This is a genomic window from Rhodococcus sp. WB9 (genome assembly GCF_007558985.1).
Lineage (GTDB): Bacteria > Actinomycetota > Actinomycetes > Mycobacteriales > Mycobacteriaceae > Rhodococcus_F > Rhodococcus_F opacus.
Genome location: NZ_CP041769.1, coordinates 5736231 through 5758942, shown reverse-complemented (window position 1 = coordinate 5758942; position 22712 = coordinate 5736231). Strand labels below are relative to the sequence as shown.

General features: G+C 65.7%; 29 protein-coding genes. 17 read left to right on the top strand and 12 right to left on the bottom strand.

All coding sequences use genetic code 11. From position 1 onward, the window contains the following. The first annotated feature begins 74 nt into the window (after positions 1–74). From FND50_RS26910 to FND50_RS26885, 6 genes are all read left to right on the top strand, one after another. On the top strand, positions 75–479 hold the full coding sequence (locus FND50_RS26910; RefSeq protein WP_144289171.1) for a hypothetical protein: 405 nt from the start codon (positions 75–77) through the stop codon (positions 477–479). Beyond that, on the top strand, positions 476–2824 hold the full coding sequence (locus FND50_RS26905) for a WXG100 family type VII secretion target (RefSeq protein WP_144287723.1): 2349 nt from the start codon (positions 476–478) through the stop codon (positions 2822–2824). The genes FND50_RS26910 and FND50_RS26905 overlap by 4 nt, the downstream gene beginning before the upstream one ends. Before the next feature lie 8 nt (positions 2825–2832). Beyond that, entirely contained in the window at positions 2833–3579 is a 747-nt protein-coding gene (locus FND50_RS26900) for a hypothetical protein (protein WP_313905289.1), read from the top strand. 99 nt (positions 3580–3678) lie between these two features. Then, complete coding sequence (locus FND50_RS26895; protein ID WP_144287721.1) at positions 3679–4158, top strand: MaoC/PaaZ C-terminal domain-containing protein; 480 nt, start codon at positions 3679–3681, stop codon at positions 4156–4158. A gap of 96 nt (positions 4159–4254) precedes the next feature. Then, a complete protein-coding gene (locus tag FND50_RS26890; RefSeq protein ID WP_037203105.1) occupies positions 4255–4578 on the top strand; it encodes a hypothetical protein in 324 nt (107 codons plus the stop codon). A 167-nt stretch (positions 4579–4745) separates the two neighbouring features. Continuing rightward, entirely contained in the window at positions 4746–5078 is a 333-nt protein-coding gene (locus FND50_RS26885; protein WP_144287720.1) for a hypothetical protein, read from the top strand. A 55-nt stretch (positions 5079–5133) separates the two neighbouring features. On the opposite strand, the gene FND50_RS26880 is transcribed toward FND50_RS26885, so the two are convergent. Continuing rightward, positions 5134–5496, bottom strand: coding sequence for a VOC family protein (locus FND50_RS26880; RefSeq protein ID WP_144287719.1), 363 nt, complete (start codon positions 5494–5496; stop codon positions 5134–5136). A gap of 224 nt (positions 5497–5720) precedes the next feature. Here FND50_RS26880 and FND50_RS26875 point away from each other — a divergent pair, with 224 nt between their 5' ends. The 4 genes from FND50_RS26875 to nhaA all read left to right on the top strand — a co-directional run bounded on the left by FND50_RS26875 (position 5721) and on the right by nhaA (position 10210). After that, positions 5721–6689 carry an arabinofuranosidase gene (locus FND50_RS26875; protein ID WP_260851065.1) on the top strand — a complete coding sequence of 323 codons (969 nt, stop codon included), beginning with the start codon at positions 5721–5723 and terminating at the stop codon, positions 6687–6689. A gap of 466 nt (positions 6690–7155) precedes the next feature. Continuing rightward, complete coding sequence (locus tag FND50_RS26865) at positions 7156–7857, top strand: alpha/beta fold hydrolase (RefSeq protein WP_144287717.1); 702 nt, start codon at positions 7156–7158, stop codon at positions 7855–7857. Between the two features lie 33 nt (positions 7858–7890). Then, the gene (locus FND50_RS26860; RefSeq protein WP_005254055.1) at positions 7891–8331 is read left to right on the top strand and encodes an SRPBCC family protein; all 441 of its coding nucleotides are present in this window, start codon (positions 7891–7893) and stop codon (positions 8329–8331) included. A 10-nt stretch (positions 8332–8341) separates the two neighbouring features. Further along, positions 8342–10210: a Na+/H+ antiporter NhaA gene (gene nhaA, locus FND50_RS26855; RefSeq protein WP_144287716.1), complete on the top strand. Its 1869-nt coding sequence runs from the start codon at positions 8342–8344 to the stop codon at positions 10208–10210. Here the strand turns inward: nhaA and FND50_RS26850 are convergent, their stop codons facing one another. Beyond that, positions 10211–10558 carry a GNAT family N-acetyltransferase gene (locus FND50_RS26850; RefSeq protein ID WP_144287715.1) on the bottom strand — a complete coding sequence of 116 codons (348 nt, stop codon included), beginning with the start codon at positions 10556–10558 and terminating at the stop codon, positions 10211–10213. Positions 10559–10668: 110 nt separating this feature from the next. On the opposite strand from FND50_RS26850, the gene FND50_RS26845 reads away from it, so the two are divergent. Further along, positions 10669–11577 carry an LLM class flavin-dependent oxidoreductase gene (locus tag FND50_RS26845; RefSeq protein WP_144287714.1) on the top strand — a complete coding sequence of 303 codons (909 nt, stop codon included), beginning with the start codon at positions 10669–10671 and terminating at the stop codon, positions 11575–11577. Positions 11578–11593: 16 nt separating this feature from the next. Here FND50_RS26845 and FND50_RS26840 read toward each other — a convergent pair whose 3' ends face one another. Beyond that, positions 11594–12784 (bottom strand): serine/threonine-protein kinase, encoded by a 1191-nt coding sequence (locus FND50_RS26840; protein ID WP_144287713.1) that lies wholly within the window; start codon positions 12782–12784, stop codon positions 11594–11596. Positions 12785–12845: 61 nt separating this feature from the next. On the opposite strand from FND50_RS26840, the gene FND50_RS26835 reads away from it, so the two are divergent. The 3 genes from FND50_RS26835 (at position 12846) to FND50_RS26825 (ending at position 16029) form a co-directional block, all read left to right on the top strand. Further along, positions 12846–14243, top strand: coding sequence for a plasmid pRiA4b ORF-3 family protein (locus FND50_RS26835; RefSeq protein ID WP_144287712.1), 1398 nt, complete (start codon positions 12846–12848; stop codon positions 14241–14243). 224 nt (positions 14244–14467) lie between these two features. After that, positions 14468–14920: a hypothetical protein gene (locus FND50_RS26830; RefSeq protein WP_144287711.1), complete on the top strand. Its 453-nt coding sequence runs from the start codon at positions 14468–14470 to the stop codon at positions 14918–14920. A gap of 65 nt (positions 14921–14985) precedes the next feature. Beyond that, the gene (locus FND50_RS26825; RefSeq protein ID WP_144287710.1) at positions 14986–16029 is read left to right on the top strand and encodes a DNA polymerase IV; all 1044 of its coding nucleotides are present in this window, start codon (positions 14986–14988) and stop codon (positions 16027–16029) included. 42 nt (positions 16030–16071) lie between these two features. Here FND50_RS26825 and FND50_RS26820 read toward each other — a convergent pair whose 3' ends face one another. From FND50_RS26820 to FND50_RS26810, 4 genes are all read right to left on the bottom strand, one after another. Next, entirely contained in the window at positions 16072–16401 is a 330-nt protein-coding gene (locus FND50_RS26820; RefSeq protein WP_260850736.1) for a hypothetical protein, read from the bottom strand. Positions 16402–16471: 70 nt separating this feature from the next. Then, positions 16472–17065, bottom strand: coding sequence for a hypothetical protein (locus tag FND50_RS26815; protein WP_260850735.1), 594 nt, complete (start codon positions 17063–17065; stop codon positions 16472–16474). Beyond that, positions 17062–17193 carry a hypothetical protein gene (locus tag FND50_RS37155; RefSeq protein WP_260850734.1) on the bottom strand — a complete coding sequence of 44 codons (132 nt, stop codon included), beginning with the start codon at positions 17191–17193 and terminating at the stop codon, positions 17062–17064. Before FND50_RS37155 ends, FND50_RS26815 begins: the two co-directional genes overlap by 4 nt. Beyond that, positions 17193–17510: a type VII secretion target gene (locus FND50_RS26810; RefSeq protein ID WP_144287709.1), complete on the bottom strand. Its 318-nt coding sequence runs from the start codon at positions 17508–17510 to the stop codon at positions 17193–17195. Before FND50_RS26810 ends, FND50_RS37155 begins: the two co-directional genes overlap by 1 nt. On the opposite strand from FND50_RS26810, the gene FND50_RS37150 reads away from it, so the two are divergent. After that, positions 17509–18153: a hypothetical protein gene (locus tag FND50_RS37150; protein ID WP_260850733.1), complete on the top strand. Its 645-nt coding sequence runs from the start codon at positions 17509–17511 to the stop codon at positions 18151–18153. The genes FND50_RS26810 and FND50_RS37150 overlap by 2 nt on opposite strands. A gap of 57 nt (positions 18154–18210) precedes the next feature. Here the strand turns inward: FND50_RS37150 and FND50_RS26800 are convergent, their stop codons facing one another. After that, positions 18211–19209, bottom strand: a complete 999-nt coding sequence (locus tag FND50_RS26800) for an MBL fold metallo-hydrolase (protein WP_144287708.1) — start codon at positions 19207–19209, stop codon at positions 18211–18213. A 278-nt stretch (positions 19210–19487) separates the two neighbouring features. Here FND50_RS26800 and FND50_RS26795 point away from each other — a divergent pair, with 278 nt between their 5' ends. Next, complete coding sequence (locus FND50_RS26795) at positions 19488–20318, top strand: glycine-rich protein (protein ID WP_313905328.1); 831 nt, start codon at positions 19488–19490, stop codon at positions 20316–20318. Between the two features lie 69 nt (positions 20319–20387). Here the strand turns inward: FND50_RS26795 and FND50_RS26790 are convergent, their stop codons facing one another. Further along, positions 20388–20903 carry a CarD family transcriptional regulator gene (locus tag FND50_RS26790; RefSeq protein WP_144287707.1) on the bottom strand — a complete coding sequence of 172 codons (516 nt, stop codon included), beginning with the start codon at positions 20901–20903 and terminating at the stop codon, positions 20388–20390. A gap of 109 nt (positions 20904–21012) precedes the next feature. On the opposite strand from FND50_RS26790, the gene FND50_RS26785 reads away from it, so the two are divergent. Next, positions 21013–21648 (top strand): TetR family transcriptional regulator, encoded by a 636-nt coding sequence (locus tag FND50_RS26785; RefSeq protein ID WP_144287706.1) that lies wholly within the window; start codon positions 21013–21015, stop codon positions 21646–21648. A 25-nt stretch (positions 21649–21673) separates the two neighbouring features. On the opposite strand, the gene FND50_RS26780 is transcribed toward FND50_RS26785, so the two are convergent. The 3 genes from FND50_RS26780 to FND50_RS26770 all read right to left on the bottom strand — a co-directional run bounded on the left by FND50_RS26780 (position 21674) and on the right by FND50_RS26770 (position 22712). Continuing rightward, a complete protein-coding gene (locus FND50_RS26780) occupies positions 21674–22084 on the bottom strand; it encodes a secondary thiamine-phosphate synthase enzyme YjbQ (protein ID WP_144287705.1) in 411 nt (136 codons plus the stop codon). 95 nt (positions 22085–22179) lie between these two features. Continuing rightward, positions 22180–22476 carry a hypothetical protein gene (locus FND50_RS26775; protein WP_144287704.1) on the bottom strand — a complete coding sequence of 99 codons (297 nt, stop codon included), beginning with the start codon at positions 22474–22476 and terminating at the stop codon, positions 22180–22182. Further along, on the bottom strand, positions 22473–22712 hold the full coding sequence (locus FND50_RS26770; RefSeq protein ID WP_144287703.1) for a hypothetical protein: 240 nt from the start codon (positions 22710–22712) through the stop codon (positions 22473–22475). Before FND50_RS26770 ends, FND50_RS26775 begins: the two co-directional genes overlap by 4 nt.

Genomic DNA, 22712 nt, shown 5'->3' with positions numbered 1-22712 from the left:
CGTGTCGGTGACCCGGATCCGGGGGTGGATCTCGATGCGGCTATCAGGGGGAGAATTCGATGTCAGAGGGCGATATGACGTGGCCGGAAAGTGTCATTGCGTCGCTGGACGGGACCGGTGCGACGCAGCCTCCGCTGGCCGCCGTCCCCGGGCTGGCGCCGGTGCTCGGTGGACCGGACGTCGCGGTCGTCAAGGTGAACCCCGACATGCTGCGTGCGATGTCCACCGCGCTGGGCGTCATCGCCCGCGAGATCGAGGCGTTGGGTGGCCGGCGGAGCTTCGAGCACGCGGTCCGGGCCGTCGAGGGGTCCGACACCGCGGCGGCCTGCCAGGAAGCCGGCGACATCCTCGCGTCCGCGCTCGGCGTCGCGGCCGGTCGCATCGACGAGATGGCGTTCATCGCGGGTGACGGGGCCGAGAACTACGAGGTCGCCGACACGTCGTTCGCGTCGCAGCTGTCGGCGATGGGGGAAATGTGATTCCGCGTCGGTCGCAACTGCACGTCTGGAACCCGCGGGATCTGACACTGGCGGGCGAGGAGATCGGACGGACCGCCGAGGACACACGGGGCCGGGCGGACGACGTCCAGCGTGCTGTCGCGGATCTGGGCCGGCACGACGACTGGCGCGGGCCGGCGCAGGCGGCCGCCGAGCAGCGGGCGAACAGTGAGCGCACGGAAATCCGCCGGCTCGCAGACGATCTGGAGGATCTGTCGCACGCGCTCGTCGGTGGGGTCGATCGCCTCGGCCATGCGCGGGACTACGTCGCCACCGTGATCGACAAGGCGGCAACCGACGGATTCACCGTCTCCGACGACTGGCAGATCGTCAGCCCGCCGACGACGATGAGCGAGGCCGAGGCCGCCGAGCATGCCGAGTTGATGGAGTACTGGCGCAGCCAACTCGGTGGAGCGCTGACGGAACTCGACAATGCCGATCGGGACATGGCGACGGCGATCCGGGACGCGCTGCGCGCCGTGGCGGCGAGTGCCCCGGCGACCACCGGCCTGTCGGGGCACGAGGGCACCGCGCTGGGCGAGCAGGTCGCGCGAGGCGGATCCGACATTCCACAGGACGTGCGTGACCGTGTTGCCCGGGAGACCGCGGCCGCGGGACTCACTCCCGCACAAGTGCAGACGCTGGCCGACGGCGGCAAGGTCACCGATCTTCCACAGGGATCGATCGACTTCCTGCAGCAGTTCTATACCGCGGCCGGCAAGGACGGCTTCCTCGCCCTGTCCGAGCAGTACAGCGAGAACGGCCGCACCGAGGCCGCGAGCGCTCTGTCCAACGGCCTCGCCATGGTGTCGAACTACAACGTCGGCAGTGCCAGCGGCGACGTCGGCGGTCAGAGCCACATTCCGGAAGGCCTTCGAGGACTGTTCGAGGGCCCGGTGACGTCGACCGGCAACCTGACGAAGGGCGCGCACGACGCCCCGCAACCGTCGGTGGTCGTCAACAACGGCGACGACCTGGCACGCTTCACCAAAGCCTTCGGTCTCGCGGACCCGGCCGTGCAGCAGGGCAGTGAGCTGAGCGAGAGCCTCCTCTCCCGTGCCGGCGAGATCGCCTCGGCCACCAACGACAAGAGCCTTTTGATCGGGGACTCCTTCGACCACAATGCTCTGGGCCGCGACGGCGTCGACACCCTCCTGCAGGACATGGTCGGCGTCGGTGGCCGCGACCACGTCGCCGTCCACAACATCCTGTCCGGCGACGGCATGCCGGCCGACTACAACCGCGACGACGTCATCATGCCCCTGCTCCAACGCGATTGGGCCGACGGCGGCGAACAGAACGTCGCCGCGATGTTCGACTGGATCGCCGACGACGCCCGGCCCTCCGATCCGTCCGATCCCGGAGAAATGTTCCGGTCGCGACAAGCCGGCGAATCGGCATTCGGGCTCGCACAGATCCTCGCCGCGAAAGACTCCGAGCTACTCGACATCCCGGGGACGAACGGGCAGGCAATCGGTGAGGTGAACCCCGACATCACGCAGGCGTTGGGCACAACGCTCGCCCCGTACATCGGCAATATGGTCGGGGTGCCCGGCGACCTCGCCGGCACCTCGGGTTTCACCAGCTCGACAGGCGGCGAATTCGGTCTCGAGAACGCGCCCCGCCTGTTCTCGGTGATCGACTCCAATGCCGATGCGGCGAGCTACTTCAACGCGCAGGCGTTCGGAATGTCGGCTCAGCTGGAGCAGGCGTGGGCGTTGGAAGGTCTCACTCCGCAGATGCCGCACTACGAGTACGGTTCGTGGGCGGGGAGTATCCAGGGTGTGGTCGACAAGGGGCTCGACCTCGAGTTCGCGGATCGTGTCGGCGACGAATTATCTAACAATTCAGCAGGTTTCGAGAGCAAGGGTGTCGCGTACGACACGATCAGAACGGTGCTCAGCAAGGGCGTCGAGTTCATCCCCGGCGCTGGACCGATCATCTCTAGCGGAATTGATCTCGCGGATCCGGCATTCAAGAGCGCGGTCATGGGCGCGGTACCCGACGGCACCGTCCAGCCGAATACTCAGTTCGCGGAGGATTCTCTTCTTGCAAAGCAGTACTACCAGATTGCTCTCGGTCTTCAGGCGGCGAATGGCGGCTCGCTCGACCCATATATCGGTCTCGAGGATTTTAGAGATGGTGTGAATGGCCCCATGCTGCCGTATGACGAGATCGTCTCTGATCGTCCCAGTTTTACAACGCCGCTGCTTTCATCGAGCTTGGCCGGATACATCACCGAAGCAGGCTTTACCGGAGTTGGTGAGTTTGTCGATGCCATGAACGCTGGTCGTGAGCAGGTGCAGAACATGGGGTTCGGTCAATGAGGGCTCTGATGTCGACCGTCCTTGCTGCAGTTGTCGTGTCGGTAAGTGCCTGCGGCACTGATGAAGCGAAAACGCCGATCGATACTTCGGAAGGCGTTGTCGCCGGCTACAGCGTCCCCGAGAACGTCGACTACAACGTTCGGTGGTCGGCGGAATCAGGTATCGATCTGCTCAGCAGGCCTGCGGTAGCGGTTCGGGCGTACATGGAGTCGTACTACCTCGCGATACATGGTCACGCGTTGTCGGCGGGCTATCCAGGTTTCGCTGATGCGACGTCACAGCAGCGCGACCGGGTCGACTTCGACCATTCCAACGATCCGGAACTGGAACAACTCGTCGGAACCCAGTTCGAGCATCTCCTGGCGATGACGCCGACAGAGGACGGGTGGGTCGCCACGGTCTGTTCGGGTAACTACACCGTAATGGCGGAGAAGGGCGGTCGATTCTTCAATCTGACAGGTCCGTCCCCTTCGGCGGAAACGGTAAGAATGGTGGCGCCCGAGCAAGCGCAGTCTGTCGCTTCTGAACGGATTGTTGCGGAGGGTGCAGAGCGTGCGCCATCTGCAGATGTATTCGCTGGATGGACGATCAGTGAGCATGATCCGGCTGCGCGCGATCAGAACGCATACGCGCAGTGTGACGCGCGCATGCCCGATGCCAGGGATGCGCGACCGCAGAAGGCGAACCTCCCGCACGACACCCCCTACCCGACGCTTGCTCCGTATCCGGGCTGGCCGCGTTACGACGAGAACTGACGGCCACCGCCACCGTCGGCGGAAGGGGCACTGTCACCGCCGCCGTCGTCCGGTCATATCCTCGACGTCAGCCTCCGTGTTCGGTGGAGGCGTGGGCGAATGATCGGACGGTTGGTAGTGGACAGCAAATGTGACGTCGTATATGCGGACGACCTCCGGGTGGGCGAGAAGTTCGAGCTGGGCTCGTACACGGTGACGGAGGAGGAACTGGTCGAGTTCGCGGGGCAGTGGGATCCGCAGTCCTTCCACATCGACCGCGAGTCTGCAGATGGCGGCTATTTCGGTGGGCTCATCGCGAGTGGTGTGCACACGATCGCGGTGTGCCAGCGACTGTCTGCGACCACTCTTTATGCAGGCTGGAGCGTTATTGCGGGGGTGCGGATGCGCGACGTCAACTTTCTCCGGCCGGTGAAGCCGGGTGATGTGCTCACCGGAAAGCTGGTCGTGGAGGATGTGGTGCCCGACGATCGCGGACGGGCCTTGGTGACCGTCGCGGCGGAGATTTTCAACGGATCCGGCAAGCAGGTCTTGACCTCGGTGACCGAGATGTACATGCGCTGCCGACCGGAAACCGACTGAGCGCCGAATTTTCTAGACGAAACACTCTCTTCGAGGATTGTTTTTCGCGTTTCTGGGTACCGCCCCGAAAGGCCAGGTAACCAACGGAGGGCAGTCATGAGAATGGGCAGGAGAGTGGCCGCGGTGGCGGTATTCGCGGCTTCGATCGGATTGGGAGCATCCGGTGTCGCCTGGGGCGGCAGTCTCGACTCGGCCGTGCCGGTGCGCCGGCCGGATGTCATTCAGCCGATGCCACCCGGATTCCCGCAGAACGGTCCGATCGGATGCGACGACTGGGCGGAACCCTACGAGAACAACGTGCCGCAGTGGGGCACCGATCCGTACAACCAATTCGACAACTGGTGCGACGGCCCCGAGGACGGCCTTTCCGCGCAGCAGCCGCCGGTCAATGACGAGCAGGGCCGGATCGTCAATCCCTGATTCGACGGTGATTGTTCGCACGAGGCATTTGGCCGTCGTGTAGCCCGGTCGTGAACTGAAACCGACCGTCCGTCAAATTTCATTCACGAAATTCGCTCTTCGAGGATTGTTTACGTTGTCTTTGGGTACAGCCCTTAGGCAGCGTTATTCACCTATGGGAGGCAACGATGAAGGTCGGCTCGAGATTGGCTGCGGTCGCTGTGTTCGCGGCCTCGATCGGTTTGGGAACATCCGGTGTCGCCTGGGGTGACGCGCTCGACTCGGCAGTCGTACCGGTGCGCGCACCGGACACGGTTGCACCACTGCCTCCTGGTGTTCCGCCGACCGGTCCGGCCGGCTGCGACGACTGGGCGGAACCGTACGAGAACAACGTCCCGGCGTGGGGCACAGACCCGTACAACCAGTACGACAATTGGTGCGACGGACCGGAGGACGGTCTGCCGCAACCGGCCACCTTCAGCGGTGACGAGGGCGGAGGCGACTCGCCGAACGAGCCGTAAACCGACCGATCCGAATCAGCGCGCCCCGGGAGTCTCCGTTCCGGGGCGCGCTGATTCAGTTGCCGGAGGGCGGTTCGTGCAGTCCGAACGCGGAGCCCTGGTCGTCGTGGCACAGCTTGAACCGCCCGAACTTCGCCACCGACTCGGGGTCTTCGCCCAGCTCGACGGCGTCGACGGTGCCGCCCAGCGCCAGTACCTGCTCGACCGCGGCGTCGAGGTCCGGCACCCGGAAGAAGACATACGGGCCGGCGCCCTCGTCGCCGCCGTGGATCCCGCCTGGGACGTTCGGTGTGTTGATGGAGTAGCCCGACCCGCCGGGCCCGGATTCGAATTCCCAGCCGAACAACGCCGAGTAGAACTTTCGGCCCTGCTCGGTGTTGGCCACACCCAATTCGAAGAATGACAGTTCGCCCGACATGAGCACTCCTCCGTCGACAGTGTCCCCGAGACGCTACGCCGAGATGCCGTCACGCATAAGGCTCGCGCGTAGACCGACCGCGCCGCAGGAGTATTGATCGCCGCTGCTGCGGGTGGCGCCCTCGGGTTCGTATACGGCGTCACGGTACGGCCGTCGGTAACGATCCGCTGCCTGCGGCCAAAGTTACGCATGGTGCGCCTGCCGTGATAGATACTGCACCGGTGATGCTGCCCAAACGAACCTGCTTTTCCGCCATATCGATGGTGATGCTCGCTGTCGCAGGCTTGCTGGTCGCCGCGCCGGGGAGCAGCGGCGCCGCACCGCTTTCCTGGCGAACCACGATGGTGGCGTTCAGCAACGTCAGCGACCGCGACCTGGATGTATACGAGTCGGAGGACGGCACGGGGTTCCAGCCCCTCCGACTGTCTGCGTATCGTCCTCCGTCAGGGGTGGTGCGTGACCCGAGCATCTTCCGGCACACGGACGGGTTCTACTACCTCACCTACACGACGGTCGACGGGGCGAACATCGGCTTCGCACGCAGCAGTGACCGCATGGACTGGAAGTTCCTTGGGGCCTGGCCGGTCCCGTTCTGCTGCGCCTTCCTGCCGGGCACGGGAGACGGAACGGGCTCAGCGAGCCCGCCGGGTTCCTCGGGGTCGGCCGGATTCAGCGACGGACCGTCGCTGTCGCCGTTCACCACGAAGGCCTGGGCACCCGAATGGTTCGTGGACGGCGACCGGGTCAACGTCATCCTGTCGCTGTCGACCGGTGGAGGATTCGTGCCGTATCTGATGACGGCGCTGGAACCATCGCTCAGGTTGTGGAGCCCGCCTGTTCCGCTCGCCGGGATCGGCGCGGACCATATCGACACCACCGTGGTCAAGGTGGGATCGACCTATCATGCGTTTACCAAGAACGAGACGAAGAAGGTCGTCGAGCATGCGGTCGCGTCGTCGGTGACGGGACCCTATTCATTCGTCCCGCCTGGAGATTGGGGCTCGCTGGTGGAGGGCCCAGCCCTGGTTCAGTTGCCGAGTGGCGCCTGGCGGATATATCTCGACGCCTATACCGAGGGAAAGTATCTCTATTCCGACAGCGCGGATGGGCTGCGCACCTGGTCGCCTGTGCAAGAGCTTCCAGGCCTTTCCGGGACGGTGCGCCACGTCGGCGTGATGAGAGAGCCGGCATAACGACAACTCCCGCGACGCCGCCGCCGTCGTCGATGGCGGCAACCTCGAAGCGCAACGCCACCGATACCGCTGTGCGGAAGGGTTCACCGGCCGACCGGTGTTGAGCGTGAACGTAACTCGTAGGTGAGTGGCGCAGCGTGCCGGGGTGCACATCGCCACTCGCGTGCGAAGGAGCTACCTCAGGCCGCCAGCTCGTCGGCGATCTCGATGTCGATTTCCTGTTCGGTCATTCCGCCGAAGAGATGGTTGGTGAACATGTCAGCTCAGTTCTCGTAACGTGTGGTGGATCCCGGCACGGTCGGACTTTCTCGTCCGACCTACTGGGTGTATCGCCCTCGGCGGCGCTTCCGTTTCAGGTCACCGCAGGTGAGTGGCAAAGTTTGTTCGGGCGCGCATTCGCGCGCACGTAGCGCTTAGGCTCGACTCGACCGTTCGTTCGTGTCCCGGAAACAGGAGATGAGTCGAGATGCCCGCAACCTTCGTTCTGCTGCCCGGCGCCGGCTCGGACTCGTGGTACTGGCACCGCGTCGCACCGATCCTGGAGGGAAGCGGGCACTCGGTGATCGCCGTCGACCTTCCGTACGGCGACGACGACGCGGGCCAGTACGAGTTCGCCGACGTCGTCGTCGATGCGGTCGAGGACGTCGAGGGTTCGATCGTGCTGGTCGCGCAGTCCATGTCCGCGTTCACCGCCGCGATCGTCTGTCAGCGCGGCGAGGTCGACGTCGACCTGCTGGTTCTCCTGGCACCGATGCTGCCCGCGCCGGGGGAGGCACCCGGGCAGTGGTGGGAGACCACCGGTCAGGCCGAGGCGAAACGGGCGTTCGACGTGCTGGAGGGTCGCGACCCGGATGCGCCCGACGACCTGCGGGTGCTGTTCTTCCACGACGTGCCCGACGACGTCACCGAGGAGGCGTTCAGCCAGGAGGAGCCCGTCATGTCGAACACCCCGTTCGAGACGGTGTGGCAGGCGGACGCGTGGCCGCACGTGAAGACGCGGGTCGTCGCCGGGAGGCGCGATCGGCTCTTCCCGCTCGACTTCATGCAGCGGATCGTCCGGGAGCGACTGGGCATCGCACCGGAGGTCATCGACACCGGCCATCTGGCGGCACTCGCGCGCCCCGGCGAACTTGCTGCCATGCTGGAGCGCTACGCGTCCGAACTGTAGGGCATGTACATCCGACGAGAAGGAGAGCAATCGATGGCGTTGTCGGTATCGGGCGAGTTCGAGATCGAGGCGCCCCAGGAGCAGGTGATGGCTGCGCTGGCGGACGTCGAACGTATCCCCGAGTGGTCGGTGGTGCACAAGAAGGTGGTCGTCGAGTCCCGATTCGACGACGGACGCCCCCGCACCGTGCGGATGACGCTCGCCGTCCTCGGTGTCGCGGACACGCAGCTGGCCGAGCACAAGTGGCTCGGGGACGAGCAGATGTCATGGACGCTCCTCGAGAGCGAGAAGCAGAAGTGCCAGGAGGGGGAGTATCGGCTGACCCCCACCGCGCGCGGGACGTCGGTTCACCTCACGATGTCGGTCGAGCCGAAGGTGTGGGTGCCGAAGTCCGTGCTGCGTCAGGGGCAGAAGCAGGCCGTGCGACTGATCCGCAAGGGATTCACCAAGTTCGTTCTCGAGAACTACGTCTGACGAGGACCAGATGACGGTCGAGCAGAGCAGCCCCACCACACTTCGGCGACTGTCGGCGCGGTTGGCCCTGATCCGCGACGACACCGACGACGACAAGCTGTCGGCCGGTTTCCTCCTCGTCGCCACGATCCTGGCGTTGGTGTGGGCCAACATCGGTGATTCGTACGAGTCGTTCTGGCACACCCCGGTGACCATCCAGATCAGCGACTACGGCATCAGCCTCGACCTGAAGCACTGGGTCAACGACGGGTTGATGACGCTGTTCTTCTTCGTCGTGGGGCTCGAGGTGAAACGTGAGCTGACGATCGGCGAACTCACCGATCGCGCCCGTGCCGCCGTCCCACTTCTCGCCGCGATCGCGGGTCTGGCGCTGCCCGCCGTCCTGTTCCTGATCCTCAACCCCAGCGGCGCCGAGGCCAGTGCGTGGGGCGTCGTCGTCTCCACCGACACGGCGTTCGTGCTGGGCGCACTGGCACTCGTCGGACCCCGATGCCCCGCCCGGTTGCGCGTGTTCCTCCTGACCCTGGCCGTCGCCGACGACATCGGTGCCCTGGCCATCATCGCCTTCTTCTACACCGACAACCTCCGGCTCGGACCGTTGCTCCTCGGGTGCGTCGGGCTGCTGCTGATCATCCAGTTGCGCAAGCTCGAGGTGTGGCGTGGCGTCGCCTACTTCATCGTCGCGGCGGGCACGTGGGTCGCGTTCTACGAGTCCGGCGTCCACCCCACCCTCGTCGGCGTGCTGATCGCGCTGATCCTGCCCGTGTATCCGCCGCGGCGCAGCGAGGTGGAGCGGGCGGGTGAACTCACGCGCGCGTTCCGGCAGTCACCTAACTCCGACTACGCCCGCGCCGCCCAGCTCGGTGTGCTGCGCGCGGTGTCCGTCAACGAGCGGCTTCTGCGCTTCTACCAGCCCTACACGGCGTTCCTCGTCGTCCCGATCTTCGCGCTCGCCAATGCCGGTGTGGTCATCACCGGGCGGACCCTCGCGGACGCGGCCCGGTCTCCGCTGGCGTGGGGCATCGTGCTCGGCCTGGTGGTCGGCAAGCTCGTCGGCATCACCTCGGCCACGGCCCTGTTCTCGAAGCTGCGGCCCGGCAGCCTGCCGCGCGGGCTGACGCTGTCACAGATCGCCGGTGGCAGCGCGCTGGCCGGCATCGGCTTCACGATCTCGCTGTTCATCGTCGACCTGGCCATCGACTCACCCGAGCTCGCCAACGACGCTCGGGTGGGAGTCCTGACGGCGGCGGTCATCGCCACCGTCCTCGGTTGGGCTCTGTTCCGGCTGTCGGACTGGCTGCACCCGCCGACGGAGGCCGTCGGGCGCACCCTGCTCCGGCCCGTCGACCCCGGCCGCGATCATCTGCGCGGGCCGGTGGATGCGCCGCTCACCCTCGTCGAGTACGGCGACTTCGAGTGCCCGTTCTGCAGCAAGGCCACCGGCAGCATCCGGGACGTGCGAGCCCATTTCGGGGACGAGCTCCGCTACGTCTTCCGGCATCTGCCACTCGACGCGGTGCATCCGCACGCGCGCTTCGCCGCCCAGGCGAGCGAAGCGGCGGCCGCGCAGGGCCGGTTCTGGGAGATGCACGACCACCTGTTCGCCAACAGCGACGCCCTCGCCGAGGACGAGATCTTCGGTTACGCCGCCGAGCTGGGGCTCGACATGGACCGGTTCGAGGAAGACATCCGCAGGGGCACCTACGTTCACCGCATCGACGACGACGAACTCGACGCCGAGTCGAGCGATTTCCGGGGGACCCCCACGTTCTACCTCGGCGCCACCGGCACCGACCTCGCCCGGCACAGCGGCCCCTACGACGCCGCCACCCTCATCCGGCAGCTCGAAGAGGCTCGCGGGGCCGACGGCGCACCCTGATCAGCCGCGCGAATCCTTCACAGCCTGGATCGCGGCCGGGGTGACCGGGTCGACGTCGTCGGCGAAGTCGTCGTGCTTCTTCAGGTAGCCGGCGACGAACGGGCAGATCGGCACGATCCGTTTGCCGTCCCCGACGGTCTCGGTGAGCGCGCTGCGGATCAGGGCGCTGGCGAGGCCGCGCCCCGCGAACTGGTCACCGATCTCGGTGTGGAAGAAGATCCGTTGATTCTCTTCGTCGAGGTACTCCGTGAACCCGGCCAGTTCACCCTCGACGCGGACCTCGAATCGGTGTAGTTCGGGGGCGTTCCGGACGTCGGGTGCGGGGCCGTCTTTCGTGTCGTCTGTCATGAACCCACTATGCCGCCCGGCGGGGTTCCGACTGCGCGGCGGGTGTTCCCGGACGTCGCGGAGGTGGATGATCGAAGGAGTTCAGCGATCCGAGAGGGGACGCGACCGCCATGACCGATTACGGCAGGGCCGTGCAGTTCGGGGCATTCGTGACCCCGTCGGTGGAGTTGCTGGCCAACACGTTCGAACTCGCCGCCCTCGCCGACGAGACCGGACTCGACCTGATCGGCGTGCAAGATCACCCGTACCAGGCGAAATTCCTCGACTGCTGGTCGCTGATGGGTATGTTGCTGGCCCGGACCGAGCGGGTGCGCGTGTTTCCCGATGTCGCATGCCTGCCGCTTCGCCCGCCGGCGACGATGGCGAAAGCCGCGGCCAGCCTCGACCTGATGGCGGGAGGCCGATTCGAACTGTCGTTGGGTGCCGGCGCGTTCTGGGAGGCGATCGGCGCGATGGGCGGTGACGTGCGCACGCCCGGGCAGGCCGCGACGGCGTTGGAGGAGGCGGTCGAGGTGATCCGCCTGATGTGGTCCGGTGAGCGTGCCGTGTATTCCGAGGGTGAGCACTATCGCCTCGCGGGCGTGCATCCCGGACCGGTCCCGGCGCACAGGATCGGGATCTGGCTGGGCGTCGGCGGCCCCCGGCTGCTGCGTGCGCTGGGACGCTCGGCGGACGGGTGGGTCCCGTCGAGTTCGTACTTTCCGCCCGAGGTCCTGCCCGGCATGCACGCGCGGATCGACGCGGGTGCGGCGGATGCGGGCCGGGACCCCAGTTCGATCATTCGCGCCTACAACGTGTTCGGCCAGGTGAGCGATACACCGTCGGACAAGATGTTCCACGGAACCGCCGAGCAGTGGGTGAGCCAACTGACGGAACTCGCGCTGGAGACCGGCATGGACACGTTCGTCTTCGGCACCGACGGCGACGACCTCGCCCAGGTCCGCACGTTCGCGACCGACGTCGCGCCCGCAGTTCGGGCCGCCGTGGATGAGCGCCGTGGAACGGGTGCCCGCGCTTGACCCAACCGCTACTCGCTCAGTTGCCGCCCTTCTCCTTCTCCTTCTCCTTCTCCTTGTCCTTGGGCTTGTCGTCCCCGTTGCCGTTGTTGTTTCCAGGTCCGGTCCTCGGTTCCGGAGCGCCGGTCGGTGGGGGAGGCGCAACCGGGTTGACCTCGACGGCACTGCTCGGGACGGATACGGGTGGCGGGGCGGGGACGACCGCGGTGGTGCTCGGTCCCGGACCGACCGTGCCGTCCCGATTCTGAGACGCGATGGCCAGCGCCGCCACGACCACGGCCACCAGCACCGCGGCGATCGCGGCGACGATCAGGCCGGTCCGCCGTGGTCGCCGGGGCTCGGGCGGCAGCTGAGGGACGGAGGCGGTAGGTGTGAATGCTCTCGTCGGCGGCGGATGCGGGCCGGACGCTCCGAGGACGGCTTCCCGCATGGCTTGGGCGTCGGCGTACCGCTGCTGAGGGTCGCGGGCCATCGCCCGCTCGATCGTGTCGGCAAGGTTCGGATCGGCGTCCGGACGGGCTTCGCGCAGCGGTCGGGTCGCGCCGTCGATGATCGCCCGGGCGAGGGACAGGATGTTGTCGTCGGCGAACGGCCGGTGCCCGGTGACGGCTTCGTAGCCGACGACGCCGACCGCGTAGAGGTCGTCGGAGGTCGTGGCGGGTGTGCCCATGATGCGGTCCGGGCTGAGGTAGGCCACGGTGCCCAGCACCTGTCCCGTCGCGGTGTGGTCGGACGCGGCGCTCTTCGCGATGCCGAAGTCGGCGACCTTCACCGTGCCCGCGGCGGTGAACAGCACGTTTCCCGGTTTGATGTCGCGGTGCAGGATGCCGGCTCCGTGGGCGGCGCCGAGGGCGGCGAGCACGTCGGCGAGGATCGACCGCACCCGCGCGTCCGGCACGGGCCCGTCGGCGATCTCGTCGGCGAGGGTCCGCCCGGGCAGGCGCTCCATCACGATGAACGCCACTCCGGCGTCCTCGCCGCAGTCGTGCACCGCGACGACGTTCGGGTGATTCAGCGTGGCGGCCAGCCGGGCCTCGGCCTCGAACCGGCGGCGGGTGTCGGGGACGGAGGTGAGCTCCGGGCGCAGCACTTTGATCGCGACGGGTCGCTGCAGGCGCAGGTCCCATCCGTCGTGGACGTCGGCCATTCCGCCGCGCCCCAGCACTCCCCGCAACTCGTACCGACCTGCGAGAACTGCGGACACCGACATGTGCTCACGCTATCGTCAGCACTTGTGCCGGACACCGCTGCCTCCTGTCTAACATGACGCCATGACCGCTTCAGGTAAACGCCGACACCTGTCCGTCGTTCCCGACGTGCCGGTGATCGTCCGGCCGTCCGAGCGGCCGGGTCGCCGAGACGTGGCGAGTTTCCACCTGCGGATCGAGCTCGACGACGTGTCGCCGGCCATCTGGCGGCAGTTCGTCGTGCCCTCGAACCTGCGGCTGAACGAGCTGCATCCGATCGTGCAGACGGTCATGGGCTGGCAGGACAGCCACCTGCATTCGTGGGTCGGCGGTGAGCCGCCCGCCTCCGAGCGGTACGAGATGCGCGAGAGCATCGACGAGGGCTTCGCCGACGAGGACGACGAGCTGTGCGAGGACGCGGTCCGGCTCGATCAGGTGCTGGCCGAACCCGGCGAGCTCCTGTCCTATCAATACGACTTCGGCGACGGCTGGGACCATACGATCGTCCTCGAACGGATCGAGGCCGGCGGGCCCGCGCCGACGGTGACCTGCCTCGCCGGCGCCCGCGCCTGCCCACCAGAGGATTGCGGCGGACCGGGCGGATACGCCGACCTGCTGACGGTCCTGGCAACCCCGTCGCACCCCGGTCATCACGACGCCGGGGCGTGGGTCGGGCCGGGCTTCGCGCCCGAATCGTTCGGCGTCGACGCCGTGAACCGTAATCTGCGGATCGAAGTCGTGATTCGTGACCACGGTCCGGTGACCGATTCCAAGTTCGCGGAACTGCTGCGCCGGATCCCCCATCAAGCTGCCCCGCACGTCTTTTCGCTGCTCGAGCACGCCCAGCTCACCACGCGAAAGGGTGACTTTCCTGCGGCCCAGGAAGCGGCGACGTTTCATCTGCGGTGGTTGCTGCAGCGCATCGGATCCGACGGCATCACGCTGACTCAGGCGGGTTACCTGCCCCCGGCGGTGGTGGCGGAGATGCGGCAGGCGTTGCCAGGCTTCGACGACTGGCCCGCCACCAGCAACCGCGAGACGGATCAACGGCCCGTCCACCTGCTCCGCGAGTACGCCAAGACACTCGGACTGGTGCGCAAGTACAGGGGAAAACTCGTTCGAACCAATCTCGGAACGGCGATGGCGGACAACGCGACACAGATGTGGCGTCATCTGCTCGATCGCCTGCCGCTGGGCACCGAGCAGATCGAGCGGGAGGCCGGATATCTCGTGCTTCTCACCCTCGCCGCGGGCACGTCGTCGGACGAACGCAGGGACGTGATCGCCGAGGGACTCGCCGCCCTCGGCTGGCAGACGAGTGACGGGACGATCGTCGGCCGGGAAGAAGTGTTCTGGATGGGACGTCCCACGATCTCGTTCCTCGAACTGATCGGCGCAATGGTCGAGGGCTGGGTCCAACGCGACCAGCCCATGGACCCCGAATGGGGTCGGCTCCTCGCGCAGATGGTGCTGTCGATGTAGGTCGGCAACGTCGTGACAGCACCGGACTACGCCCGAACCTTTTTGGGCGCAGTTGCTTTCGGCCCACATGGCACTCACGCGGTGGCGATGGCTCCAGGCAGTCGCCGGACGATCACGCAAACGACACTCTTCGACGCAGAACGATTTCGGGCCACATGTGTCGGAATCTTCTGCTTTGATACGTCCATGCAATAGTCGGTCGCGAGCGAGGGAGGTTGACGACGATGGTCGATTCCACCGAGGTGCCCGAGGTTTCGTGGGCGGGAATGGTCGAGTGGTTGACGGGTTCGCTGGTCGATCAACCAGTCGCGCTCATCGTCGAGATCGGCCCGAACAGCTACGTCAGTGAGGACGACGACGAAGAGGTCGTCTGCGCGCAGATTCAGGTACTGGCCGACGGTGTGTTGATGCTCAGGCGATCACGCGTCGAACTCGGGCACCTGCTGCTCGCCGACTATTCGGCCGAGCACCTGACCCTCGACAGGTGGCATTTCGACGGCCACTTCGAAGACTGTACGGACGGCTATCTCTTCAGCCGTGACGTGAACCTGATCGCGAACACCTGCGTGGCCTGGTTCCGGGACAATTGGGGCACCCGGTCCACCAGTGAACTCGGATGCTCGTATCGGTTCCCCGACGAGTTGATTCCGTCTGTCGACGCCGACGACGTGGTCTGACCTTCGCCGCGGCCGAACTCGAGGATTCGAGGGTCCCGGTTCGACGATTCCGGCACACTGGTTCCATGAGCACTCCGCCGCGTCGTCGGTGGGTGTTGCACGTCGATCTCGACCAGTTCATCGCCGCCGTCGAGGTGCTGCGGCATCCTGAGCTGCGGGGACGTCCCGTCGTCGTGGGCGGTCGCGGGGATCCCACCGAGCGCGCGGTGGTGTCGACGGCGTCGTATGAGGCGCGTGAGTTCGGTGTCGGTTCCGGAATGCCGATGCGGATTGCGGCGCGGAAGATCCCTGACGCAGTGTTCCTGCCCGTCGACGCCGAGGTCTACACCGAGGTGTCGGGCGTCGTGATGGACACGTTGCGAAAACTGGACGTCGTCGTCGAGGTGATGGGCTGGGACGAGGCGTTTCTGGGTGTCGAGACCGACGACCCCGAGGCCTTCGCGCGAACCGTGCACGATGCCGTCCTCGACGCGACCGGGCTGCACTGCTCAGTAGGTGTCGGCGACAACAAGTTACGAGCCAAGATCGCGACGGACTTCGGCAAACCGCAGGGCATCTACCGGCTGACGGAGGAGAACTGGTTCGCCGTCATGGGGGAGCGCCCCACCGACTCGCTGTGGGGGATCGGCAAGAAGACAGCGAAGAAGCTTGCCGCGCTGGGCATCAGCACCGTCCAGGAACTCGCCGACGCCTCGGATCAGGAATTGGCCGCGACGCTCGGTCCGAACATGGGACCGTGGTACGCCAGGATCGGCCGCGGCATCGATAACTCCCCGGTCTCGGCGGAACCCTGGGTGGCGCGGTCGCACAGCCGGGAGACGACGTTCCAGCAGAACCTCGCCGGCAAGGAGGCCGTCACCGAGGAGATCCGTCGTCTCGCTGCCCGGGTCAGGGAGGATATCCTCGCGGAGAACCGCCAGGCGGTGCGAGTGGCGTTGAAGGTGCGCTACGCCCCGTTCGACACCCACACGACGAGCAAACCGCTGCCGGAACCGACGTTCGATCCGGACGTGATCGCTGATGCGGCAGCAGCATTGGTCGACAGGCTCGACCACGAGCGGGAAGTGCGACTCCTCGGCGTGCGGCTGGAAATGACCCCGCCCACGTGAGTGGCGAAGTGTGGTCGGGCACACTTGGCCACTCACGTGGGGTCACCAGTCGGAACTCAGAATCCCGCCCTGCTGATTCCAGTCCTCGTCGGCCGGTTCGTCTGGGTTCGCCCCCTGCGCCACTGCGTCGTCGCGAGCGCCCATGGAGCCGGCGAGAGAGTCCATCCGCTCGCGAGTTTCTGCGGCAAGTTGCTCGCGCTGCTCGTCAGACAGTGATTCGAGGTCGGCCAGGGCCAATGGGATCACCCTGTCGAGAGTGGCGTTGAAGGCCTCTGATGCTACGAGGTCGCGCACGCCCAAGGCACCCGACAAGACGTCTGCAGCGAGGCGGCGAAACTCCGGATCCGGCGACTTCGCCGCGAGGACGGTCAACGACTGCTTCAGGTGAGGGAGACCCCGAGGTCGCCCCGTGCCACGTCGAATGTGCGTTCAGGCTGATCCATCACGCCCCCGGATGGTCGTAGGAAGTTTCGGGAAGACTGGGCAGATCGATGAACTCGCTGCCGGCAAGTGATCCGGTGATACCACTCATAAGGGCCTGGACGACGGACCATGTTGTTGTCCAGTACTGGAGGACCTCACCCCACTTTTCGAGGATCATCAGAACCTGCAGTGTGGCCGCGCCCACCGCTGCGCCTGAACCGATAACGCCGACACCAGTCAGTGCCAGCGCCTCTGCGGCGGCAATCTCGATGAGGGCGATGATTGCCATGTCGGTAATGGCGGAGAGGGCATCCCCTACGGCCTTCGACAGCTCATACATGGCAAGGGAAATCTGGTCGATCTGTTCTGCAATGGAACGAAGCGGTGACGCCTGGCTACCGACCGCGTCACCAAACTTCTGAAAGTAGCCGCGCGCGTTGTCGGCCGCGATGCCTCTCCACGGCTCGACGCCACGAAGACTCTCGTGGATTGCTGCGGAGAAGTTGTCGTTGTAGTCGTCCAGATTCTGGACGCTGTTCCCTGCGCGCTTCACGCCATTCCAGTCGCCCGAGGGCTGTTCCGCCGCCCAGTCCCACGGATTGGACTTGATCATTGAGGTGCAGAACTGTGGATGTAGAACGAGGGACTCAGGAACGACAGCCCAACGGCGTTCTCGAGCATGTCGGGAACAGGGTCGGAGCCATCGGGTTCGGTCAGTGCATCGACTGGATTGCTGCTCATCACTTCTCCCCGACAAGAGTGCGATCGAGCTCAGCCGCGTATGCGTGATCGGTGGTCCTGTACATATTCGCGGTCGACTCCAGCTCCGTCGCGGAGCGATCGGAGAGGCTCCCCAGCGCCGCATAGTTCGCATCGAGTCGATCACGAACCTCTGCAATGGACTTCGTGACCTCGAAGAACGCCCGACCACTTGCTGTCGATAGATCTAACCACCTGTTGAGGTAGGTCCTGGCCGGTTCAGTCTGGGCCGACAGTTCCCTCAGGTTGCGCGCAAGCCCGTCCAGTGTGGCCGGATCGACCTGCAATTCCTCTGACATGGTAACCCCCGAACGATTCTTCGATTTTCGCCAGAACTACAACACACGATCCGTCCGCACCGGCCCGTCGGGTGAATCGGGCGACTGCGATAATTCGCGCATGAACAATTCGGGGAGGGTTGACGTGCTGCTCGGCGTGCGGGCGGGCGAAATCGATATCGACAGCGCCGGTCCATCGACCGCGAACTGGGCAGATCACCTGCTTCAGTTGGAGCGACCTGTTCCGCATGTGTGTGCCGTGCACGGTGAGCCGGAGGTGGATCGCAGGGAGACGACTCTATTGTCCGGCAAGAAGGCGAGGTCGCTGACGGGCGGGGATGTCGCCTCGCCGGGAAGATACACAGTCTCCATGGACTGGCCTGTCTGCGCGCAATGCATCGAGCGCCAGAGGCGATGGCGCAGGACGGCACTGGCAGCGCTCGGGGCGTTTCTCGTTGCGGTCGTCGTCCTCTTCATTGCGGCGCAATTTGCCGAGACGAACGAAGCGGTGCTGTCACTCGCCTTCTTCGCCGCGTTCGGACTGCTGTTCGGTGCAGCCAAACTCAACCAGCGTGCGACTCTGTTCACCGGTGCCACGCTGAACGCTGACGGGACTGCGGTCGTTGTGGCACAGGCGCATCCAGAGTTCGCACGTCAGTTATAGCCGGGCTAACCGACGTGAGTGGCAAAGTGTGCTCGGGCACGCTTCGCCACTCACGTGTCAGCGGCGGGCGAAAACCGCGGGTTCGCTGTCAGGAACCTGGGCGACGAGGTCGCGGGCGACGAGGTGCCGAAGGTGTGCCGCCGCCTCGGACAGCGCCATGCCCTTGCCCATGGGGGAGATGTCGGCCCACGGCTTGTACCACTTCATGCGCTCGGCGACCTGCCACACCGTGATCTGATCGTCGCCGAAAGCCTTGTACAGGTGGTCGAGTCGCTCTTCGTGGTGCTCGATGAGTTCGCCGGCGCGGCCTGCGACGTCGTCGATCGGGATGCCGTGGGCGCCGAGTCCGCGGGTGATGTTCATGGTCTGGACGCGGCGCAGCGAGTCCATGAACTCTGCCAGGCCGTCGCGCTCCTCGAGCGGGTACACGAAATTGCCGACGTGCGGCGTCGTCTTCTGCAGGACGTGGTCGCCGGTGAACATCACGTCGGCGTCTTCCAGGTAGAAGCAGACGTGGCCCGGGGTGTGGCCGGGGGTGTAGACGGCGCGCAGGTTACGGCCGGCGAGGGCAATGAGTTCGTCGTCGACGAGAACACGATCGGGCGCCGACTCGGGACCCGCCGGCGGCTTCCCGCTTGTTGCCTTCTCGAATGCAACCAGGTCCGCCGGGGCGGCGCCGGCCCGCGTCATGTTCTCCTTCTGGAAGTCCAACCACTCGGGTCCGTGACCGGTCGACATGTGCTCGAACATCCCGTGATCGGATTCGTGCATCGCAATCCACGCCCCGGAGGCCTCCCGGACGCGACCGCACAGACCGGTGTGGTCGGGGTGGAAGTGTGTGAGTACGACGCCTTCCACATCCTTGACCGAGTGCCCGATGGCTTCGAGTCCGGAGGTGAGGCCGTTCCAGGCGTTGTCGTCGTCCCAGCCGGCGTCGACGAGGATCAGGCCGCCGGGGGATTCCATCGCGTACACGAGTGTGTGACCGAGGGGATTGTCGGTGATCGGCACCGGAATCTGGAAGATCCCGTCACCGATGGGCGCTGCGTCGCTCATGTGCATACCTCGTTGCCTAGATGAACAAATTAGTTCTACTTACCTTCATACTGACCTTTCGCCGCGGTTCGCGATACCGCGGGTCCCGATTAGCGGAACGGCAAGCCCGTGACCTGGTGCTTTCGTGCGAAATCCGACCGGGAGGCCGGACTACCCACTGGAAGCCCCATGCTGTGGAATGCTCCACTCGGACCAGCTTTCACGTGCTCGCATTGCGACAGGAGACTGCTTTGACCACGACCCTCGTTCGATCACGCCGCCGGTGGTACACGACCGGGATGTGTGGCCTTGCCGTAGTGGGTGCCTCGGGACTCCTTGCCCTTAGTGTGGCAACCGCCGCGCCGGCGGCGTTGCCTGCCGGCTGTGTGCAGGGCGCCGGCACGCAGGTGACCTGCACGTTCACGTTTACCGGCAGTGCGCAATCGTTCACGGTTCCCGAGGGCATCACCAGCCTGTCGGTGATGGCAACGGGCGGTCGTGGTGGAAACAGTGAAGACATCCTCGGCGGCCCCGCGGCCGTCGCAACCGGACAGCTGACGGTTGCCGCGGGTGACGCGCTGTACATCCAGGTCGGCGGAAACGGTGGCGACGGCGACGGCGAAGCCGGATACAACGGCGGCGGAGCGGGCGGCACCGGCGCGAGTGGCGGAGGCGGCGCCTCCGACGTTCGCACCGGGACGGGTGAGCTGGCGGATCGTCAGATCGTCGCCGCGGGCGGAGGCGGCGCGGGTGACACCTATATCGGCGGCGCGGGCAACAACCTGATGGGACCTGCCGGCGGACCCGGCGGCGGGAGCGGCGGTGGCGGAGGCGGCACGGACGTCGCTGGTGGTGTCGGAGGCAACGGTGGCACTGACCCGCATGGTTCGCCGGGTGAGGCCGGCGTCGGTGGTGCCGCTGCAGGCAAGAGCGGTGGCGGTGGCGGCGGCTGGTTCGGTGGCGGAGGTGGCGCCGAGAACTACGGCGGTGGCGGAGGCGGTGGCGGATCGTCCTACGGGCCCGGCGGAACCTTCAGCGCAGCTGGGGCGGATGCCGTTTCGTCGGTAGTCATCACGTACGGGGCCGGATCGGGAACAGGGTCACTCGGAAACCTTTTCGGCAGCAGCTGATCTCGACTCCCGCGCACGAAATCGGCAGCAGCCCCGAACTTTCGTTCGGGGCTGCTGCCGTTTGTGTTTTCAGACTGCGACAGCCACCGGCGGAGAGGCGGTGGCGGATTCGTAAATCGCTTCGATACGGCGACGAGTCTCGTCGGGGTCGGACTTCATCGCGAGGACGAGTTCGGAAATGACGAGCTGCATTGCGTGCTCGAGCTGCCGCTTCTCGCCGGCCGAGAGTGGCTTGACCTGCGAACGCGTCATCAGATCGCGGATGACTTCACTCACCGTGAAGATCCCGCCCACGGTCAGCTTTTCCTGGTTGGCCTTGAATCGCCGAGACCAGTTCGACGGGTCGTCGACCGTCGGACCACGCAAGATGTCGAAAACTCGTCCGACTTCGTCGTTGTTGATCGCGTTCCGCACGCCGATGGATTCGGCTTTCGCTACCGGAATCTCGATGGACAGCCCGTTCTGGGCGACTTCGAACTGTACGTATTCGGTGGGCAAATCGTTGAACATCCGAGTCGTGAGCTTTGTGACAGTCACCGACCCATGGTGCGGGTACAGGAAAATATCACCGATATTGAGATTCATAGATTACCTACCCTTCCCCAACATTATGGCACACGCTGCCATATTGACAACCGGTGACCACGTGAGGACCATCGCGGGGGTGTGCTCCTACCGATAACGAAGGCCGTTGATGACCAGACCCGAAGTGTTCTCCGTGTCGCCTGACCTGCCCGTCGGCCCGCTGGGGCTGCGGGAGCGACGACGCGAGCAGACGAATGTCGAGATCAGCGAGACCGCACTCACGCTGTTCGAACACAAGGGTGTCGAGGGCACGACCGTCGGCGAGATCGCGCAGGCTGCGGGAGTGTCCCAGCGAACCTTCTTCCGATATTTCGCTACCAAGGAAGAGGCCGCGCTCCGGGACCACTGGGCCTTTGAGGCGGTCTTGGCCGGAGGGCTCGACCAGCTCGACTCGGGGGTCTCACCGAGGCTCGCGCTGGAGAGGGCCTTCGCCGCTGCTCTGACGATGTACTCGGACAGTTCGTCGATCGCCTGCCGGCGATTGCTGCGGGTGAACCGACTCATCAAGAAGGAGCCGGCGCTGCGTGCCGAGCTGGCGCGCGAGAGTGTGCGTCGGACCGCGGCTCTTGTCGATGTGGTGTCGACGAGGTTCGACTGCGCCGACTTGCAGATTCGACTGGCGGTCGATGTGTCGATCGCCGTGCTCCGAGCGGCGTTGGAAACGTGGGTGGACCAATCGTCCACCGACGAGGCGGCGAGCCTTCCCGAAATCTATTCCTTGGCAAGGGGACTCGCGCAAGCGTGATCGGAGAGGGTCCGCAGGCGCCGGGTCAGCCCTCCAGGAAGCTGAACCGGACGTGCCGCACCGGGTTGTCGATGTTTGTGTCTACCAGGCACACGGATTGCCAGGTGCCCGTCGCGAGTGCCCCGTCGAAGACGGGCACGGACGCGTAGGGCGGAAGGAACGCCGGCAGCACGTGGTCGCGGCCGTGCCCATGGCTGCCGTGGCGATGGATCCACCTGTCGTCGCGCGGAAGCACTTCGTCGATCGCCCGCAGGAGGTCGTCGTCGCTTCCCGCGCCGGTCTCGATGACGACGAGTCCAGCAGTGGCGTGCGGCACCCATACATGCAACAGGCCGTCACCGGCGCCTGCTGAGGCGAGGAACTTCTCGATCTCACGGGTCAGGTCGTGCACCACCGGCTCGGCGCCGGTGCGCACCTCGATCTCGGTACTGAACATAGTTCTGACGTTAGTGCCATGCCCCGTGACAGTCGATCGGAACGTGTGCGGCCTTCCCAGACGCGGCTGTGTCAGTCGCTGGTCTGCACTGGTGGCTACCCGACGTCTGCACCCACTATGTGACCTATTCCTGCCACGATCGGAATCGCCAGCAACGCACAGAGCGGCGTCAGCAGCCCGATGAGTACTCCAAACGCGATGCGCCGATAGATCTGGCCGGCAACGAAGAACGCAATCATGATGACGAGCCCGACAACAAGAGCGGCCCATGCCCAGGCCGGTGTGCCCGAATCGGTCGACGGATTTACGATTCCGACGACAAGGAGCACGAGCGTAATCGCCATTGACAGATAGGTGGCCGCACCGAACCAGGTGTCAGTCTTCTGGGTCACGGAGCCACCGCATACTGTGCATCGATGTTGATCGCGAAGTGAATCGCCGCGAACTCCACGCCGACTATCGCCGCGGTGACGATGCCCAGTGCGAATCCACGCCGGGCCGCCGATCCGCTCGCGAACAGCGCGACCGCTACCAGAATGCTGATGACGGCTTCGGTGCCAATGGTGGCGAACTCGACGGCAACGTCGGCCGGATCGCCCGGGAAGAGGGCACCCACGATGGGAGCCAC

Excerpts from the sequence above, each read along its gene's own strand:
- FND50_RS26910 (WP_144289171.1), top strand. The coding sequence starts at position 75 with ATGACGTGGCCGGAAAGTGTCATTGCGTCGCTGGACGGGACCGGTGCG.
- FND50_RS26900 (WP_313905289.1), top strand. The coding sequence starts at position 2,833 with ATGTCGACCGTCCTTGCTGCAGTTGTCGTGTCGGTAAGTGCCTGCGGC.
- FND50_RS26895 (WP_144287721.1), top strand. The coding sequence starts at position 3,679 with ATGATCGGACGGTTGGTAGTGGACAGCAAATGTGACGTCGTATATGCG.
- FND50_RS26890 (WP_037203105.1), top strand. The coding sequence starts at position 4,255 with ATGAGAATGGGCAGGAGAGTGGCCGCGGTGGCGGTATTCGCGGCTTCG.
- FND50_RS26885 (WP_144287720.1), top strand. The coding sequence starts at position 4,746 with ATGAAGGTCGGCTCGAGATTGGCTGCGGTCGCTGTGTTCGCGGCCTCG.
- FND50_RS26880 (WP_144287719.1), bottom strand. The coding sequence starts at position 5,496 with ATGTCGGGCGAACTGTCATTCTTCGAATTGGGTGTGGCCAACACCGAG.
- FND50_RS26875 (WP_260851065.1), top strand. The coding sequence starts at position 5,721 with ATGCTGCCCAAACGAACCTGCTTTTCCGCCATATCGATGGTGATGCTC.
- FND50_RS26865 (WP_144287717.1), top strand. The coding sequence starts at position 7,156 with ATGCCCGCAACCTTCGTTCTGCTGCCCGGCGCCGGCTCGGACTCGTGG.
- FND50_RS26860 (WP_005254055.1), top strand. The coding sequence starts at position 7,891 with ATGGCGTTGTCGGTATCGGGCGAGTTCGAGATCGAGGCGCCCCAGGAG.
- nhaA (WP_144287716.1), top strand. The coding sequence starts at position 8,342 with ATGACGGTCGAGCAGAGCAGCCCCACCACACTTCGGCGACTGTCGGCG.
- FND50_RS26850 (WP_144287715.1), bottom strand. The coding sequence starts at position 10,558 with ATGACAGACGACACGAAAGACGGCCCCGCACCCGACGTCCGGAACGCC.
- FND50_RS26845 (WP_144287714.1), top strand. The coding sequence starts at position 10,669 with ATGACCGATTACGGCAGGGCCGTGCAGTTCGGGGCATTCGTGACCCCG.
- FND50_RS26840 (WP_144287713.1), bottom strand. The coding sequence starts at position 12,784 with ATGTCGGTGTCCGCAGTTCTCGCAGGTCGGTACGAGTTGCGGGGAGTG.
- FND50_RS26835 (WP_144287712.1), top strand. The coding sequence starts at position 12,846 with ATGACCGCTTCAGGTAAACGCCGACACCTGTCCGTCGTTCCCGACGTG.
- FND50_RS26830 (WP_144287711.1), top strand. The coding sequence starts at position 14,468 with ATGGTCGATTCCACCGAGGTGCCCGAGGTTTCGTGGGCGGGAATGGTC.
- FND50_RS26825 (WP_144287710.1), top strand. The coding sequence starts at position 14,986 with ATGAGCACTCCGCCGCGTCGTCGGTGGGTGTTGCACGTCGATCTCGAC.
- FND50_RS26815 (WP_260850735.1), bottom strand. The coding sequence starts at position 17,065 with ATGATCAAGTCCAATCCGTGGGACTGGGCGGCGGAACAGCCCTCGGGC.
- FND50_RS37155 (WP_260850734.1), bottom strand. The coding sequence starts at position 17,193 with ATGAGCAGCAATCCAGTCGATGCACTGACCGAACCCGATGGCTCCGAC.
- FND50_RS37150 (WP_260850733.1), top strand. The coding sequence starts at position 17,509 with ATGGTAACCCCCGAACGATTCTTCGATTTTCGCCAGAACTACAACACA.
- FND50_RS26810 (WP_144287709.1), bottom strand. The coding sequence starts at position 17,510 with ATGTCAGAGGAATTGCAGGTCGATCCGGCCACACTGGACGGGCTTGCG.
- FND50_RS26800 (WP_144287708.1), bottom strand. The coding sequence starts at position 19,209 with ATGAGCGACGCAGCGCCCATCGGTGACGGGATCTTCCAGATTCCGGTG.
- FND50_RS26795 (WP_313905328.1), top strand. The coding sequence starts at position 19,488 with ATGTGTGGCCTTGCCGTAGTGGGTGCCTCGGGACTCCTTGCCCTTAGT.
- FND50_RS26790 (WP_144287707.1), bottom strand. The coding sequence starts at position 20,903 with ATGAATCTCAATATCGGTGATATTTTCCTGTACCCGCACCATGGGTCG.
- FND50_RS26785 (WP_144287706.1), top strand. The coding sequence starts at position 21,013 with ATGACCAGACCCGAAGTGTTCTCCGTGTCGCCTGACCTGCCCGTCGGC.
- FND50_RS26780 (WP_144287705.1), bottom strand. The coding sequence starts at position 22,084 with ATGTTCAGTACCGAGATCGAGGTGCGCACCGGCGCCGAGCCGGTGGTG.